This window comes from Lipingzhangella halophila (assembly GCF_014203805.1).
GTDB classification, from domain to species: domain Bacteria; phylum Actinomycetota; class Actinomycetes; order Streptosporangiales; family Streptosporangiaceae; genus Lipingzhangella; species Lipingzhangella halophila.
Window position 1 is genome coordinate 814,846 of the sequence record NZ_JACHJT010000001.1, and the last position, 15,623, is coordinate 830,468.

At 68.3% G+C, this 15,623-nt stretch carries 13 protein-coding genes; 5 read left to right on the forward strand and 8 right to left on the reverse strand.

Annotation, left to right across the window (positions count from 1 at the left end; translation table 11 throughout):
• Window positions 1–14: 14 nt before the first annotated feature.
• Together F4561_RS03805 and F4561_RS03810 are read right to left on the reverse strand one after the other, a co-directional pair.
• Window positions 15–983, reverse strand: coding sequence for an amino acid ABC transporter permease (locus tag F4561_RS03805; RefSeq protein ID WP_184574818.1), 969 nt, complete (start codon window positions 981–983; stop codon window positions 15–17).
• On the reverse strand, window positions 980–1,945 hold the full coding sequence (locus F4561_RS03810; protein ID WP_246437129.1) for an ABC transporter substrate-binding protein: 966 nt from the start codon (window positions 1,943–1,945) through the stop codon (window positions 980–982). The genes F4561_RS03805 and F4561_RS03810 overlap by 4 nt, the downstream gene beginning before the upstream one ends.
• Before the next feature lie 513 nt (window positions 1,946–2,458).
• On the opposite strand from F4561_RS03810, the gene F4561_RS03815 reads away from it, so the two are divergent.
• Window positions 2,459–3,637 carry an NAD(P)-dependent malic enzyme gene (locus F4561_RS03815; RefSeq protein WP_312885134.1) on the forward strand — a complete coding sequence of 393 codons (1,179 nt, stop codon included), beginning with the start codon at window positions 2,459–2,461 and terminating at the stop codon, window positions 3,635–3,637.
• Between the two features lie 114 nt (window positions 3,638–3,751).
• On the opposite strand, the gene F4561_RS03820 is transcribed toward F4561_RS03815, so the two are convergent.
• Entirely contained in the window at window positions 3,752–3,952 is a 201-nt protein-coding gene (locus F4561_RS03820) for a DUF397 domain-containing protein (protein WP_184574820.1), read from the reverse strand.
• Window positions 3,953–3,967: 15 nt separating this feature from the next.
• Window positions 3,968–4,849, reverse strand: a complete 882-nt coding sequence (locus tag F4561_RS03825) for a helix-turn-helix domain-containing protein (RefSeq protein WP_184574822.1) — start codon at window positions 4,847–4,849, stop codon at window positions 3,968–3,970.
• A gap of 238 nt (window positions 4,850–5,087) precedes the next feature.
• On the opposite strand from F4561_RS03825, the gene F4561_RS03830 reads away from it, so the two are divergent.
• On the forward strand, window positions 5,088–6,053 hold the full coding sequence (locus F4561_RS03830) for a zinc-binding dehydrogenase (RefSeq protein ID WP_184574824.1): 966 nt from the start codon (window positions 5,088–5,090) through the stop codon (window positions 6,051–6,053).
• Between the two features lie 92 nt (window positions 6,054–6,145).
• Here the strand turns inward: F4561_RS03830 and F4561_RS03835 are convergent, their stop codons facing one another.
• The 4 genes from F4561_RS03835 to F4561_RS03850 all read right to left on the reverse strand — a co-directional run bounded on the left by F4561_RS03835 (window position 6,146) and on the right by F4561_RS03850 (window position 12,310).
• Window positions 6,146–7,162, reverse strand: a complete 1,017-nt coding sequence (locus tag F4561_RS03835) for a PadR family transcriptional regulator (RefSeq protein WP_184574826.1) — start codon at window positions 7,160–7,162, stop codon at window positions 6,146–6,148.
• On the reverse strand, window positions 7,159–8,013 hold the full coding sequence (locus tag F4561_RS03840) for a DUF4097 family beta strand repeat-containing protein (RefSeq protein WP_184574828.1): 855 nt from the start codon (window positions 8,011–8,013) through the stop codon (window positions 7,159–7,161). Before F4561_RS03840 ends, F4561_RS03835 begins: the two co-directional genes overlap by 4 nt.
• A 460-nt stretch (window positions 8,014–8,473) precedes the next feature.
• Window positions 8,474–8,650, reverse strand: coding sequence for a DUF6104 family protein (locus F4561_RS03845; RefSeq protein ID WP_184574830.1), 177 nt, complete (start codon window positions 8,648–8,650; stop codon window positions 8,474–8,476).
• A 3-nt stretch (window positions 8,651–8,653) separates the two neighbouring features.
• Complete coding sequence (locus F4561_RS03850) at window positions 8,654–12,310, reverse strand: multifunctional oxoglutarate decarboxylase/oxoglutarate dehydrogenase thiamine pyrophosphate-binding subunit/dihydrolipoyllysine-residue succinyltransferase subunit (protein WP_184574832.1); 3,657 nt, start codon at window positions 12,308–12,310, stop codon at window positions 8,654–8,656.
• Between the two features lie 535 nt (window positions 12,311–12,845).
• Between F4561_RS03850 and F4561_RS03855 the strand changes: the two genes are divergently transcribed.
• The 3 genes from F4561_RS03855 to F4561_RS03865 all read left to right on the forward strand — a co-directional run bounded on the left by F4561_RS03855 (window position 12,846) and on the right by F4561_RS03865 (window position 15,588).
• Window positions 12,846–13,793: an SDR family NAD(P)-dependent oxidoreductase gene (locus F4561_RS03855; RefSeq protein ID WP_184574834.1), complete on the forward strand. Its 948-nt coding sequence runs from the start codon at window positions 12,846–12,848 to the stop codon at window positions 13,791–13,793.
• A gap of 213 nt (window positions 13,794–14,006) precedes the next feature.
• Window positions 14,007–14,381 (forward strand): BlaI/MecI/CopY family transcriptional regulator, encoded by a 375-nt coding sequence (locus tag F4561_RS03860; protein WP_184574836.1) that lies wholly within the window; start codon window positions 14,007–14,009, stop codon window positions 14,379–14,381.
• Between the two features lie 28 nt (window positions 14,382–14,409).
• Entirely contained in the window at window positions 14,410–15,588 is a 1,179-nt protein-coding gene (locus tag F4561_RS03865) for a pyridoxal phosphate-dependent aminotransferase (RefSeq protein ID WP_312885135.1), read from the forward strand.
• Window positions 15,589–15,623: the final 35 nt, after the last annotated feature.

Sequence of the window (15,623 nt, forward strand, 5' to 3'; positions counted from 1 at the left end):
CTCATGCGTCGGCCCTACTGTTTGTTCAGCATCGTCAGCCCTGCCTGCGCCTGTCGGTCGCCCTTGGTGAACGACCGTTCCAGGAAGTACTGGCCGAGCATCAGCACGCTGGTGATCGCGAGATACCACAGGCAGGCCGCGACCAGCATCGGGAACAGGTTGAACGTGCGGTTCCCCACCGACTGGAGCTGGAAGAACAGCTCCGTGGTGAGCGGGATGGCCGACACCAGTGAGGTGTCCTTGAGCAGCGCGGTCATCTCGTTCCCGGAGGGTGGCACGATCACCCGCAGGGCCTGCGGCAACGTGATGCGCCGCAGGACCTTCCCCCGGCCCATCCCCAGAGCCTGGGCCGCCTCGGTCTGGCCCTTGTCCACCGATACCAGACCCGCGCGCACGATCTCGGCCATGTAGGCCCCCTCGGAGAGGGCGAGCGCCAAGAAGGCCGCCATGAACGGGGTGAGCAGGTCGTTCATTGGGACGGAGAAGAAGCGCGCGTCCCCGTCGAGGCCGAGCAACGGCGTCCAGTAGTTGTCGAAGGGCAGGCCGAATTCCAGCCTGGTGTAGAGGATGCCGAGGTTGCCGAACACCACGCACAGCACCAGGCGCGGCACGGCCCGGAAGAACCAGGTGTAGAGCCAGGCCACGAGGACCAGGATCGGGTTGCCCGACAGCCGCATCACGGCGGCGAGGATCCCGAGCAGGACGCCGGTGACCATGCACAGCGCGGTCAGGAGGAGCGTCGTGCGCACCCCGACAAGCACGGGGTCGCTGAATAAGTGGGTGAACAGGAACGGCCAGTCGAATGCGGGGTTCGTGACCAGCATGTTGACCAGCATCGCCACGAGGACCAGCATGCCCGCGGCAACGATCCACCTGCCGGGATACCGGACCGGAACCGCTCTGATCGGTTCCGGTACCGATGGTTCCGCGGGTTGGCCGGGTTCGGGAGCCGAGCTCACGTCCCTTGATCCCTTGTCTGTCATTCGTCGGTTTCGGCGTCCTCGAACTCCGACACGTCCGGGTTGACCTCGGACGTGTCGAGGGTCCCCTGGTCGCTGAGCTCCCAGTTGCCGAGGATCTCCTCGTAGGTGCCGTCGTCCATGATCGACTGGTATCCGGCGGCGATCGCCTCGGCGAGTTCGGTCTCCTCCGGGTTGACGAGCACGCCGTAGGGCGCTGCCTCGTACTGCTCGCCCAGTGTTTCGAGCTGGCCGTCGGTGCGCTCGACAGCGTAGAGGGCGACCGGCATGTCAGCGAGCCCGGCATCGTTCTTGCCCGACATGATCGCTTCGGTGGCCTGGTCCTGCCGCTCGTACTGCTGGATGTCGATCGCCGGGTCGCCGTCGTCCTCGCACTGCTCGCTGCGCGTTTCGAGGTCGGGGACCTGGATGGTGTCGCGTTGCACGGCGATGCTCATGCCGCACGCGTTGTCGGGGTCGACGTTCTCCGGGTTCCCGGCGGCGGTGAACCACTGGGTGCCCACGACGTAGTAGCTCACCATGGTCACCTGCTCCATGCGGTCCTCGTTGATGGTGAACGAGGAGGAGCCGACGTCGTACTTGCCCGAGTCGACACCCTCGATGATCGTGCCGAACGTGGACTCCTGCCATTCGGTATCAAGGTCGAGCTTCGCGGCGACCGCGTCGAACAGCTCGACGTTGTAGCCGATGACGGTCTCGCCATCGGCGTCCAGGAACTCGCCTGGCGCGTAGCTGGAGTCCGCCCCGACCGTGAGGGTGCCCTGTTCGCGGTAATCCTCGGGAACCATATCGGCGAGATCGGGATCGGCCTCGACCTCGGGCGGCGGGGGGACGTCCAGCTCCGACTGGATACCGCCGCCGTCCTCATCGTCGCCGCTGCCGCAACCGGTCAGGGCCAGGGTGAGGGCGAGTCCGCCAACGAGGGTGTTTCCGAGCGGGGCTTTCGCTTGTCTGGGCATGGCCATGTGCGGCCTCCTAGCTGTGGGGGTGACCCAGGTCGTGTTTGGCGAACCATTTCGGGCTCGCGGCCACCAGGCTGCCTCTCGCTGCGCCGATGTCGCTTGCACAGCCAACCAGGATGCGCTGCGCGAATCGGCTTGCGAGAGATTGCCTGGACGGCCGCTCGCTGACCCGAAAGCCTTCACCAAACACTCCCGAGCCGCATTGTGTACGGCAGGGTCACGGACGCGGTCGGATGTAATCATAGCTTTTGACCTGGTTCATCCATCGTTGCGAATCCCCGCGCGGGCTGCGGTCACTGTTGTGAGAGGATTGGGTAACGGGTCAACCCCGTAAACACGGCAGCGCTGAGCTCGTATAGGAGCCCGGCGGAGAGCGCACTCCCTCCGAACCAGGTCACAGGCTCGATGTGGTGGAGTTTCCCCTAGCACCCCATCTCTCCGCGCGCTGCCTTATCTGATTGAAGGCCGTCCGTGCCATGGCCGTCACGGACGAGCGTGAAGACCGAGGGGTTTTGAGTGACCATCGAATCGCATTCCCAATTGACGGATGATCCGGCGTTTGTCCTGCACGAGGGCGGAAAGCTGAGTGTCCGGTCGTCCGTCGACGTCAATGACCACGAAGGACTGTCTCTCGCCTACACTCCGGGCGTCGCCCGGGTGTGCAGCGGGATCGCCGAGAATGCCGAGCTCGTCGACACCTACACCTGGAGGAGCAACCTCGTCGCCGTTGTCACCGACGGCTCCGCGGTTCTCGGCCTGGGCGACATCGGCCCAGAGGCGTCCCTTCCCGTGATGGAAGGCAAGGCGCTGCTGTTCAACCAGTTCGCCGGCATCAACTCGGTTCCGATCGCGCTCTCCTGCAACGAGGTGGACGAGATCGTCGAGACCGTCGAGCGGATGGCTCCCTCCTTCGGGGGGATCAACCTTGAGGACATCGCCGCGCCCCGCTGCTTCGAGATCGAACGGCAGCTTCGCGAGCGGCTCGACATCCCGGTGTTCCACGACGACCAGCACGGCACGGCGATCGTGACCGTCGCGGCGCTGCGCAACGCCGTGCGGCTGACCGGTCGCGGGTTCGGCGAGCTGCGCGCCGTCGTCTCCGGCGCCGGTGCCGCCGGCATCGCGGTCACCAAGATGCTGGTCGAGAGCGGCATTGGTGATATCGCGGTGGCAGACAGCAAGGGGTTGATCTACGCGGGGCGTGAGGGCCTTACCCCGGTCAAGGAGGAGATCGCGCAGGTCAGCAACAAGGCGGGACTGCGCGGCTCGATCGAGGCGGCCCTGGCCGGAGCCGACGTGTTCATCGGCCTGTCGGCGGGCGAAGTGCCGGAGTCGGTGGTCGCCACGATGGCGGACGACTCCATCATCTTCGCGATGGCCAACCCGAATCCGGAGGTCCACCCGGAGGTCGCGCACCGCCACGCGAGCGTCGTGGCGACCGGGCGCAGCGACTTCCCGAACCAGATCAACAACGTTCTCGCCTTCCCCGGTGTGTTCCGGGGTGCGCTCGACGCCGGTGCCACGGACATCACCGAGGGGATGAAGCTGGCGGCGGCCAACGCGATCGCGGACCTGGTCGGTGCGGATCTCGCCACCGACTACATCATCCCGAGTACGTTCGACGACCGGGTCGTTCCGGCGCTCGCGGCCGCTGTTGCCCAGCAGGCTCGCGCGGACGGTGTGGCCCGGAAGTAACCAGGGGAGCGTGTAGGACCTCAGCGGTCCGGAGCGGGCTGCCGCTCCGGACCGTTTTGTGTCTCGGTCAGCCCGGAGCGCCTCTGCTCCGAGAGAGCGGGGAGCGTCGCGGTCTCAGAGGGGCGTGCGGGTGGCGGCCGTGACGAAGGCGGCCCACGATGCCGGGGGAAAGCGCAGGACCACGCCGCTGGGCGCCGTGGAGTCGCGTACCCAGATGGCGCCGGGCACCTCGGCTACCTCGACGCACTGTCCCCCGGATGTGCCGCTGTAGGAACTCTTCCGCCACCGTGGACGGATCGCTTCCGGTTCGGCCATGTCGCGCCCCTTCCGTCAGAAGCCCTCGGCCCTCCGTGCGCGTTTCGCGGCCTCGGCAATGGTGTCCCGGGTCTCGTCCGGGTGCAGCGCGGCAGCGCACAGATGGTCGAAGGCGATCGCATAATTCTGAACTTCTTTCACCTTTTCTATGTAGAGACTGTTCGTCAGATTCTCCAAATGGACAAGGCGCGGTGCCTGGACGTCTGATTCGGGGAACTCGAGGATGTCGAATGACCCGTTGAGACCCGCATGAGCCCCCGCGTCATAGGGCAATACTTGCACGTTGACGTGCTGTTCCGCCGCTATATTCAGCAAATGCTCAAGCTGTTCCGCCAGGACAGCGGCGCCTCCGACCGGGCGGTGCAGTACCGCCTCGTCCAGCACCACCCACGTCTCGGGAGGATGGTCGCGCAGGAGCAGTTCCTGGCGGCGCAGGCGCAGCTCCACCCGCCGTTCGGCCTCGTCGGCTTCGACCGGGCCGGGGTGCGCCCGGATCAGGGCGCGCGTGTAGGACTCGGTCTGCATCAGGCCGGGAACGGTCGCCGACTGGTAGAAACGAAGGGTGCTCGCCTCAGGTTCCAGGCCGAGGTAGACCTCGAACCGCTCCGGCAGCACGTCGCCGTAGACGTGCCACCAGCCGCGCCGCCGCGACTCGCGAGCCAGCGTCACCAGTGTCCTGCGCAGCCCGGGTTCGTCTACTCCGTAGAGTTCCAGCAGGTCGCGGATATCGTCGGAGTTGCTGGCGACCTGCCCCCGTTCGATACGCGAGAGCTTGCTGCCGGACCACGACATCCTCTCCGCGGCTTCCTCGCCAGTCATTCCGGCGTTTTCCCGTAAACGCCGCAATTCCACGCCAAGGCGGCGGCGGCGAGCCGTCGGATTGTTCCCTGCGGACATCTGAAGCCTCCTTCATTTGCAAGGGAGAGGCTACTTCGTAAATCGCAGAGCAGGTTACTGCACGCACACCCCGGAAAGTTCATTTCGGTAGTTACTGCTGCGAATGCACAGTAGTTGTCCGCGCTGAATACGGGTGTTCGGGCATACCGAACCACAATCCGGGCGAGCGTCCCGCTCGGCCGGGGGGAACGCGGAAGGCGCTGTGCGCGCCGAAAGGCCCGGTGGTTAGGGTCGTGCCATGCTTGCTATCACCGCTGCGCGCATCGACAAGGACACCCCATCGGCCGGGCTTGAGGTGGGCGACCGTCCTGATCCGGCGCCCGGCGAGGGCTGGACCACCGTGCACGTCCGCGCCGCCGCCCTCAACCACCACGACATCTGGAGCCTGCGGGGGGTGGGGCTGAGCCAGGAACAGCTCCCCATGGTGCTGGGCAGCGACGCCGCGGGCGTCGACGAGGAGGGGCGCGAGGTCATCGTGCACTCTGTTATCGGCGACCCGAACGCCGGAGTGGACGAGTCCTACGACCCGAAGCGCTCCCTACTGTCCGAGGTCCACAACGGCACGCTCGCCGAGAAGGTCGCCGTGCCCCAGCGCAACCTGGTGCCCAAGCCGCCGGAGCTGTCCTTCGAAGAGGCCGCCTGCCTGCCCACAGCATGGCTCACCGCCTACCGGATGCTCTTCGAGCGGGCCGGCCTGCAACCCGGCGAGGCGCTACTGGTGCAGGGCGCCGGGGGAGGCGTGAACAGTGCCCTGATCCGGATGGCGAGCGCGGCCGGCTACCGCGTCTATGTGACCGGCCGCAGCGAGACCAAGCGCGAGGGCGCGAAACGACTCGGCGCCTACGCGGCGTTCTCCCCCGGCGAGCGGCTCCCGGAGCGGGTCAGCGTCGTCTTCGACACCGTGGGCGAGGCCACCTGGGCACACTCGCTGCGGTGCCTGCGTCCCGGTGGCCGTATCGTCACCTGCGGCGCCACCAGCGGCCAGGCCCCGCCAGCCGAACTGAACCGGGTGTTCTTCCTGCAGCTCAGCGTCCTGGGCTCGACCATGGGCAGCCGCGCCCAGCTCCAGCAGCTCGCCGAGTACTGCGCCCGGTCCGGGGTGCGTCCTGAGATCGACCGCGTGCTGCCGCTGGCCCACGCCAAGGAAGGCTTCGCCGCGATGGAACAGGGCGAGCTGTTCGGCAAGGTCGTCTTCACGGTCTGACCAAAGCGATGCGCGCCTGCCCCGGCGGGAGTCCGGGACAGGCAGAGGGGGACGCGGCCCGCAGGCCGCATCCCCCGCGGGTAAGTGCGGGACTACCGCTGTTCTCCGGAGCCGGAGCCGGAGCCGTCGGAGCCCGTGCCGTCACCGGTCTCCTTGCCCTGCTCCTCCTGGATCGCGGTGCTCCACGGGTCGCCGGTCTCGGGAGCGCCGCCCCCCTCAGCGGTGGGAGCGCCGGGATCGGCCGAGGGCCCCTCAGCGGTGCCCGACTTCGCCGTCGTATCCTCGCCCTCCGTGCCGCTGGCGGCCCCAGCTCCGGAGGACCGAGCGGCGCCGCCCGTCTTGTCCTCCCGCTCCTCCTCGTCCTGCGCGGTGCGCTCGGGCGGGCCCCACTTGGCGAGGTCGCGGCGGATCACCTCAAGGGTGTCGTCGAGAACACGGCGCAGGTCGTGCGTGGCGGACTCGCCGACATTCCCGGCCTCACGGACGACACCGCGGACACGCTCGGAGAAGTCGCGCAGGGCCTGTTCGAACTCCGGGCGCTCAGCGCCGCGCTCGCGCCGGCTCCACGCACCGCCCCACGCGCCGCCGAGGCCCTGGGCCAGCTTCTCCCAGTCGCGCTCCCACCAGGAGCCGCGCGCGTCCTCGCGCCGCTGCTCCTCGCTGTCCTCGCCGGTGCTCTCCTCGCTGTCAGAGGCCGCCCCCTCCTCGCGCCTGGCTGAGCGGCGGCCTTCGCCGGAGGCGAATTTCAGCTCCTCACGCAGCGAGCTGATGGTGTCCCGGACGTCCTCCTTCACCGCGCGGGCGACGTCACGTACCGAGTCGGTGATCTCCCGCTCCAGGTCGTCCAGGTCGGAGGCGCGGTTCTGCAGCTCCTCGCGGCCCTTGTCGGTGAGGCGGTAGACCTTGCGTCCGTTGACCTCCTCGTGGGTCACCAGGCCCTCTTCCTCCAGGCGGGCCAGGCGCGGGTAGATCGTGCCGGGTGAGGGCGAGTACACGCCAAGGAACCGGTCGCGTAGCAAGCTGATGATCTCGTAGCCGTGCCGCGGGCTCTCATCCAGCAGTTTCAGCAGGTACAGGCGGAGCCGGCCGTGGCCGAAGATCGTGCTCATTGGGTCCCCCTCGGGATCGCGGCTGGGGAGTCGGGATCGCGCCGGAGCAGCGACGCCGATCCCGAGACCGTCGTCGTGGTGATGCTCGCCGGATCCACACCGTCGCCGATCTTGCCGCTGAGGCTGCGCCGGCCGCGCTGGTCGCGCCGGTCCAGGCCGAACGCTGTGTCGAGCGCGCCGGTGGCCGAGCGCATCTCGACACCGGCCGAGGTGCCGGCCGGGATGCGCAGTGCGACACCGCCGGAGACCGACGCCAGCTTGACGCGGGACGACGGGGCAAGATCGATGTCGGCGAGGAGCTGGCCCGACCCGGTCTTCGCGGCGAAGTCCGCCAGGCGCCCCCCGGCCACCGCGATCTCGCCGCTGACACTGTTGAAGTGCAGGCTGCCGTCGAGATCACGGACGTCCAGGTTCCCGGAGACGGTGTTGACGTCGACCTCGCCGGTCATGTCGTCCAGCGTGACGTCCCCCGAGGCGGTGCGGAGCTGCGTTTTGGCGCTCAGGCCCGCGGCCACGATGGGAGCGGAGAGCGTGGTGACCTCCACTGGGCAGTCGCGCGGGACACGCAGGCTGATGGTCGCGGAGCGGCGCCCCATGTCCCGGTATCCGGAGAGCTGCACGGGGCGCAGCCGTTCGAGCAGGCCACTTCCGGTGAGATCGTCGTAGGTGACGGTGAGGATCCCGGCGTCCTGGGTGATAAGCACCGGCTCGCCGACGATGTCGGAGACGTCGAAGGTGACCGGGTCGTCGGTGGGAAGGATGTTGACGTGACCACCGATGATACGAATGCGCAACGCCACGATTCCATCGAGTGTGCGCGTCATCGGCTGGTCGATGGTCCATCGCGCCATCGCGGGCCCTTTCGTCTTGGTTGCCTATGGAGCACACGATATGTCGCGACGATGTGAATCTCAAGATATGTCGTGAAGAAACCGAGGCGTGTTGCCGTTGCGGTCAGCTCGTCCGCACGTCGTGCAGTGCGGGTGAGCTGACCGGGGAGGTGGCGGCGGACGGGCCAGCCCCCGGTAATCGCGCCTGGTGCTCGGTGGTGGAGCGCCCAACGGGGGCAGCGAGGACGGTGCAGGGTTCCGAAGGGCTCCCTGGTTTCGCCCGGCGCGGGGCGCGGGAGCTCCGTTATTCGCCCTCGCGTGTCCGATACGTGCGGTTTCTGCGCTGATCTTGAGGATTCCGTTCCCTCATCGCGCTACAAAGGAACGGAATCCTCAAGATCAGCGCCCAGGGTGCCATCGTCGCTGCCCTCGTTGGACGCCGCGCCATGCACCTACAGCGCCGATCTAGCACCGCCCGCCGCTAATCGTCGTCATCGTCGGACCGGGCCAGCCAGGTCGCCAGCCGGTCGACGGCGGTCTCGAACTCCGGGTACAGGTCGGTGAACGTGCGCAGTTGACCGGAGAGCCACGCCAGGGAGACTTCCTCGTCTCCCCGGCGCTGCTCCAGTTCCTCGATCCCGCGATCAGTGTCGTACACGGCCTACTCCGCGGGCGGGAAGACCGTGTTGATGAGCGCCTGCTGCTCGGCCTCGTGCCGCTTGCCCGAGCCGGCCGCCGGAGCGGAGCCCGCGGGGCGCGAGACCCGGGTGAACGGCCGGTCGAGCTGCTCGGAGAAGACCAGCGCGACGAACGGCCACGGGCCCATGTTCGCCGGCTCCTCCTGCACCCACAGCACCTCGCCGGCGTTCGGGAAGGAGGACAGCTGCTGCCGGATCTCCTCGATCGGCAGCGGGTACAGCCGCTCCACCCGGATGATGGCGGTGTGCTTGTCGCCGTTGCGCTCGCGCGCCGCCTGCAGGTCGTAGTAGACCTTCCCGGAGCACAGCACCAACCGCCGGACGTCCTCGGGCTTGATGTCCGAGGGGTCGGGGATGATCGGCTGGAACGACCCCGAGGTGAACTCCGACGCGGTCGACGTGGCGGTCTTCAGCCGCAGCATCGACTTCGGCGTGAACACCACGGCCGGGCGCCGGTACGGCGACTTCACCTGCCACCGCAGCAGGTGGAAGTAGTTCGCCGGGGTGGTGGGCATGGCCACGGTCATGTTCTCCTGGGCGCACTGCTGCAGGAAGCGCTCGATGCGCGCCGAGGAGTGGTCGGGACCCTGGCCCTCGTAGCCGTGCGGCAGCAGCAGGGTCACGCTGGAGCGCTGCCCCCACTTCTGCTCGCCGGCGGTGATGTACTCGTCAATGACGGCCTGCGCGCCGTTGACGAAGTCGCCGAACTGCGCCTCCCAGCACACCAGGGCGTCGGGGCGCACGGTGGAGTAGCCGTACTCGAAGCCCAGCGCGGCGTACTCGCTGAGCAGCGAGTCGTGCGTGTAGAACCGCGAGGTGCCCTGGTCGAACTGCTTGAGCGGGGTGTGCACCTCGCCGGAGTGCCGGTCGACAAGGGCGGCGTGCCGCTGGCCGAAGGTGCCCCGCCGGGTGTCCTGGCCGACCAGCCGGACAGGGTGCTCCTCGATCAGCAGCGAGCCGAACGCCATGGCCTCGCCCATGGCCCAGTCGATCGTGTCCTCCTCGACCATCTGCGCGCGGCGCTGCAGTTGCGGCTGCACCCGCGGGTGCGGCGTGAAGCCGTCGGGCAAACTGACCTGGGACTCCACGATCCGCTTCACGGTCTCGCTGGAGATCGAGGTGTCGATGGCCTTGTGGTCGATGCGGCCCTCGTCGAACACCTCGGGCTTGATCACCGCGCCCGGTTCCACCGGCTTCTTGCCGGCCTCGCGGGTCTCGGTGAACGCGTGCTCCAGTTGCGACTGGTAGTCGCGCAGCGCCTGCTCGGCCTCCTCGACCGAGATGTCGCCGCGTCCGATCAGCGCCTCGGTGTAGAGCTTGCGGGTGGACCGCTTGGCGTCGATGACGTCGTACATCAGCGGCTGGGTGAACGAGGGGTTGTCACCCTCGTTGTGCCCGCGGCGGCGGTAGCACACCAGGTCGACCACGACGTCCTTGTTGAACGCCTGCCGGTAGGCGAAGGCGAGCTGGGACACCCGGACGACCGCCTCGGGGTCGTCGCCGTTCACGTGGAAGATCGGCGCCTGCACCATCCGCGCGACGTCGGTCGCGTAGACACTGGACCGGCTGTCGGCCGGCGAGGTGGTGAACCCGACCTGGTTGTTCACGATGACGTGCACGGTCCCACCGGTGCGGTACCCGCGAAGCTGCGACAGGTTCAGGGTCTCGGCCACCACGCCCTGCCCGGCGAACGCGGCGTCGCCGTGGATCAGCAGCGGCAGCACCGTGAAGCCGTGCGGGCCCTTGTTCAGGATGTCCTGCTTGGCGCGGACGATGCCCTCGGCGATCGGGTTGACCGCTTCGAGGTGGGAGGGGTTGGCCGCCAGCGAGATGGTGATCTTCTCGCCGTCGGGGGTCTCGAACGTGCCCTCGGTGCCCAGGTGGTACTTGACGTCGCCGGAGCCGTGGGCGCTGCGCGGGTCGAGGTTGCCCTCGAACTCGCCGAAGATCTGGCCGTAGGACTTGCCGCAGATGTTGGCGAGCACGTTCAGCCGGCCCCGGTGCGCCATGCCCATGACGACCTCGTCCAGCTCGGCCTGGGCCGCCTTGGTGAGCACGGCGTCGAGGAGGGGGATGAGGGACTCACCGCCCTCCAGGGAGAACCGCTTCTGGCCGACGTACTTCGTCTGCAGGAAGGTCTCGAACGCCTCGGCGCTGTTCAGCCGCTTCAGGATGTGCAGTTGCTCGTCCCGGCTGACCTTCTCGTGCTCGCGCTCGATGTGGCCCTGGATCCACTCGCGCTCCTCGGGGCTCTGGATGTGCATGTACTCGACACCCACCGTGCGGCAGTAGGTGTCGCGCAGCACGCCCAGGACATCGCGGAGCTTCATGACCTGCTTGCCGCCGAAGCCCCCGGTGGGGAACTCGCGCTCCAGGTCCCACAGTGTGAGCCCGTGTTCCAGGACGTCGAGGTCGGGGTGCCGGCGCTGCTTGTACTCCAGCGGGTCGGTGTCGGCCATGAGGTGGCCGCGCACCCGGTAGGCGTGGATCAGCTCCTGAACCCGGCTGGCCTTGTCGAGCTGGTTGCGCTCGGTGGTGAGGTCCTGGGTCCACCGGACGGGCTCGTAGGGGATGCGCAGCGACTTGAAGAGCTCGTCGTAGAAGCCGTCCTCGCCCAGCAGCAACCGGTGGATCCGGCGCAGGAACTCGCCCGACTGGGCGCCCTGGATGATGCGGTGGTCGTAGGTGGACGTCAGCGTCATGACCTTGCTGACGGCCAGCCGGTTCAGGGTCTCGTCGGAGGCGCCCTGGAACTCGGCCGGGTACTCCATGGCCCCGACACCCACAATGGTGCCCTGGCCGGGCATCAGCCGCGGCACGGAGTGGACGGTGCCTATCCCGCCCGGGTTGGTCAGGCTGATCGTTGTGCCCTGGAAGTCGGGCACGCCCAGCTTATTGTTGCGCGCCTTGCGGACCAGGTCCTCGTAGGCCGTCCAGAACTCCTTGAAGTCCATGGTCTCGGCGGACTTGATGCTGGGTACGACGAGCTGCCGGGTGCCGTCGGCCTTCTCCAGGTCGATCGCGAGCCCGAAGTTGACATGTTCGGGCTTGGCGACGCCGGGCTTGCCGTCGACCTCCACGTAGGAGTAGTTCATGTCCGGCATCGACTGCAGCGCCTTCACCATGGCGTAGCCGATGAGGTGCGTGAACGAGACCTTGCCGCCGCGGGCGCGCCGCAGGTGGTTGTTGATCACGATCCGGTTGTCGAAGAGCAGCTTCACCGGAACGGCGCGCACGCTGGTGGCGGTGGGCAGGGAGAGGCTGGACTCCATGTTGGAGGCGGTGCGCGCGTGGGCGCCCCGCAGCCGCTCCTCGTGCACCTTCAGGGAGTCGTCTTCCTGCTCGCTGGACTCTGACGCGAGCTTCTGCTCCTTGGGAGCCGACTCCGGCTTGGCCGGCTTCGCATCCGTGGCCGTGGTCTTCGCGGCAGTTTTGCTGGCGGCCGGTGCTCCGCCGGTCGCGCCATTGGCCTGTACGGTGCCCGACTTGTAGTCGGCGAAGAAGTTCCACCAGGCCTTGTCAACCGAGTTCGGGTCGTGCAGGTACTTCTGATAGAGCTCCTCGACCAGCCACTCGTTGGGGCCGAAGCCTGTTAGGGGTTGAGACGCCTCAGACGACACGGCGGAGATCGCCCTCTTCCGCAGCTCGCTTGTGAATGTGTAGGTCAGAGATGGCCGCTAAGCAGGTCCGGCTTGGTGTCCGGTGGCCGCGCATCGGCACCCGGGCACGCGCCCGGCCAGCAATCTCGGTTTATAGGCTACTTGTACAGCCGTGTCCTTGGGGAGTCCACCGCACAGTAGAACTGGGAGATACCTAACAATCATTCACAAAATTGTTCGTCTTTGGTGGTAACTTCCCAGTCACGGTCCGGGGTGTTCGCTGCTGAGAAGGGGTGCGGTGCGGGCGGAAGCGGTGTATCACGCGCACCGCTGGCCCCGGGCCCCGGGATCGCCCGGAACCGCAGCGCAGCTTTCGGCGTCGTACGGGACATGAGCGGCCGGGCAGGACGGCTGGGCCCGCGCTCGGCGGACCACGGGGGCTCCGTCGGCGGGGGTCCAGGCCCGGTCGTACCCGCGCGCACCAGGCTGTCTTTCGTCCTAGGGTTGCCGTGACCCCCACGTGGGCGTACGCGGGAACCACAAAGACGGAGGCATCATGGCGGATCTGCGGTTCGACGGGCGAGTGGCCATCGTGACCGGAGCCGGCCACGGACTCGGCCGGTGCTACGCCCTCGAACTCGCGGCGCGTGGCGCCAAGGTCGTGGTCAACGATCGCGCGGACCTGGCGGATACCTCCGGCGAAGCCCGGATCGAGCCCGATGTGAGAACGGTCACGGATACGGGCGGCGCGGCCGCGACGGCCTCGGCCGACGTTGTCGCCGCCGAGATCCGTGCCCGCGGGGGCACGGCGCTCGCCGCGCACGCCGACATCTCCACCGAGGAAGGCGCGGGCGCGCTGGTCGAGGCCGCGCTCGACACCTTCGACCGGGTGGACGTCGTCGTGAACAACGCCGGGTTCCTGCGCGACCGGGCGTTCGCGAACATGACCGTCGCCGAGTGGGACGCCGTGCTCGACGTCCACCTGCGCGGCACCTTTCTTGTCTCGCGCGCCGCCTTTGGCCACCTGCGCGAGCACGGGTACGGCCGGATCGTCAACACAACGTCGCCGACCGGCCTCTTCGGCAACTTCGGCCAGAGCAACTACGCCGCGGCCAAGATGGGAATCGTCGGACTCACCAAGACCCTGGCCATCGAAGGCGACAGGTACGACATCACGGCCAACGCGGTCGCGCCGCTCGCGTACACCCGGATGAGCAGCGAGACGCTGTCGGCCGAGGACGCGGCGCGGCTCGCGCCGGAGCGGGTCGTGCCCACCGTCGTATGGCTGGCCCACGAGCACTGCGAGACCTCGGGGGAGATCTACGCCGCCGGCGGTGGGCGTGTCGCGCGGGTGTTCGTCGCGGAGGGGCCGGGAGCCGACCTGGGCGACGCCACCGTCGAGGACGTGCGCGACCGCTGGCCCGACATCAACGCCGAGCGTCCCTACGACATCCCCCGCAGCCGCGCCGAGCAGACCCGGGACCTTCTCGAAGGGCCGCCCTGAACCGTTCCCGGGGCGCCGTGCACGGGGTCTCTCCCGAGTGCTCTGCCGTCGAAACGGCGTCGCCGCCTGGCGCGTCCCAAAGTCCTCATCGTCAATCCGCCGACGAATCGCAGCCATGTGTGCGGAACGGCGCACGGATCCGTCCGCCGCATCTGATTCGCCGGTGCACGTGCACTCCCGCTCCTACGATTGCGTAATTGGAGGTGGGGGAGGGTGAAAGAGTTCGGGGAACTCGAAGCCGCCATCATGGACGCACTATGGGAGGCCGGGCGCCCGCTGGTCGTCCGTGAGGTGCGCGAGACGATGGACTACGACCGGGACGTCGCGTACACGACCGTCATGACCGTGACCAATATCCTGTACCACAAAGGGCTGCTCAAGCGGGAGAAAGCGGGGCGGGCCTGGCGCTACTGGCCGCGGGAGTCCCGCGAGGAGCACAGCGCCCGGATGATGAACGAGGTTCTCAGCGGTTGCGGGGACCCTGGCACCACGATGCACCGGTTCATCGAGAGCTTCAGCGACGAGGAGATGGCGCGGCTCCACGAGGTGCTGGACGAGATCCGGGAACGCCGCGGCATCGCGTCATAGCGCTGGTCCCAGGCTATGCTGGCCTGCTGTGGACGAACCTCTTGTGGCACGCATGCGGCAGTTCGGCGAGACCATCTTCGCGGAGATGAGCCGGCTCGCCGCCGAGACCGGATCGATCAACCTCGGGCAGGGCTTCCCCGACACCGACGGCCCGCGTTCACTGCTGCAGGGCGCCGCTCGCCGTATCGAGCAGGGCGTCAACCAGTACCCGCCGGGGCCCGGACGGGTGGAGCTGCGCGGGGCTGTGGCCGCCGACCGGGCGCGGCGCTACGGCCTGGAGTACGACCCGGACACCGAGGTCTACATCACCGTCGGCGCCACGGCGGGGATCGCCGCGAGCGTCCTCGGCCTCGTTGAGCCGGGCGACGAGGTGGTGCTCTTCGAGCCCATGTACGACTCCTACGCCGGTGTCATCGCGCTGGCCGGCGGGGTGCGGCGCCCGGTCGCCCTGCGGCCCGACCCGGACCAGGGCGGCCGCTTCCGCTTCGACGCCGATGAGCTGCGGGCGGCGATCGGGCCGCGGACCAGGATGATCATCGTCAACTCGCCGCACAACCCGACCGGGACCGTGTTCACCCCGGACGAGCTCGACGTCATCGCCGAGCTGTGCCGGGAGCACGATCTCATCGCGCTCACCGACGAGGTCTACGAGCACCTCACGTTCGACGACGCTGCGCACGTTCCGCTGGCCACGCGTGCCGGGATGCGCGACCGCACCGTCGCGGTCTCGTCCGCCGGCAAGACGTTCTCGGTGACAGCGTGGAAGACCGGGTGGGTCATGGGCCCCGAGCCGCTCGTCCGGGCGGCGCGCACGGTCAACCAGTTCCTCACGTTCACCGCCAACGGGGCGCTGCAGCTCGCGATCGCCGACGCCATCCGCGACGAGACCGAGTGGGTGGCCGCCCAGCGCGACGCGTTGCAGCGCAAGCGCGACCGGCTCGCGGCCGGGCTGCGTGAGGCCGGTTTCGGGGTGATGCGCCCCCAGGGCACCTACTTCGTCATGACCGACATCCGGCCGCTGGGCTACAGCGACGGCATCGAGCTCGCGCGGGCCCTGCCGGGCAGGGCCGGGGTGGCCGCCGTGCCGGCGCAGGTGCTCTACGACAACGTTGCCGAAGGGCGGCACCTGGTCCGCTTCGCCTTCTGCAAACGCGACGAGGTGCTCGACGACGCCGTTATCCGGCTCACCCGCTACGCCAACGGGTGAGCGGCGCGCGGCGCCGCACCGCCGCTCACCGCGAC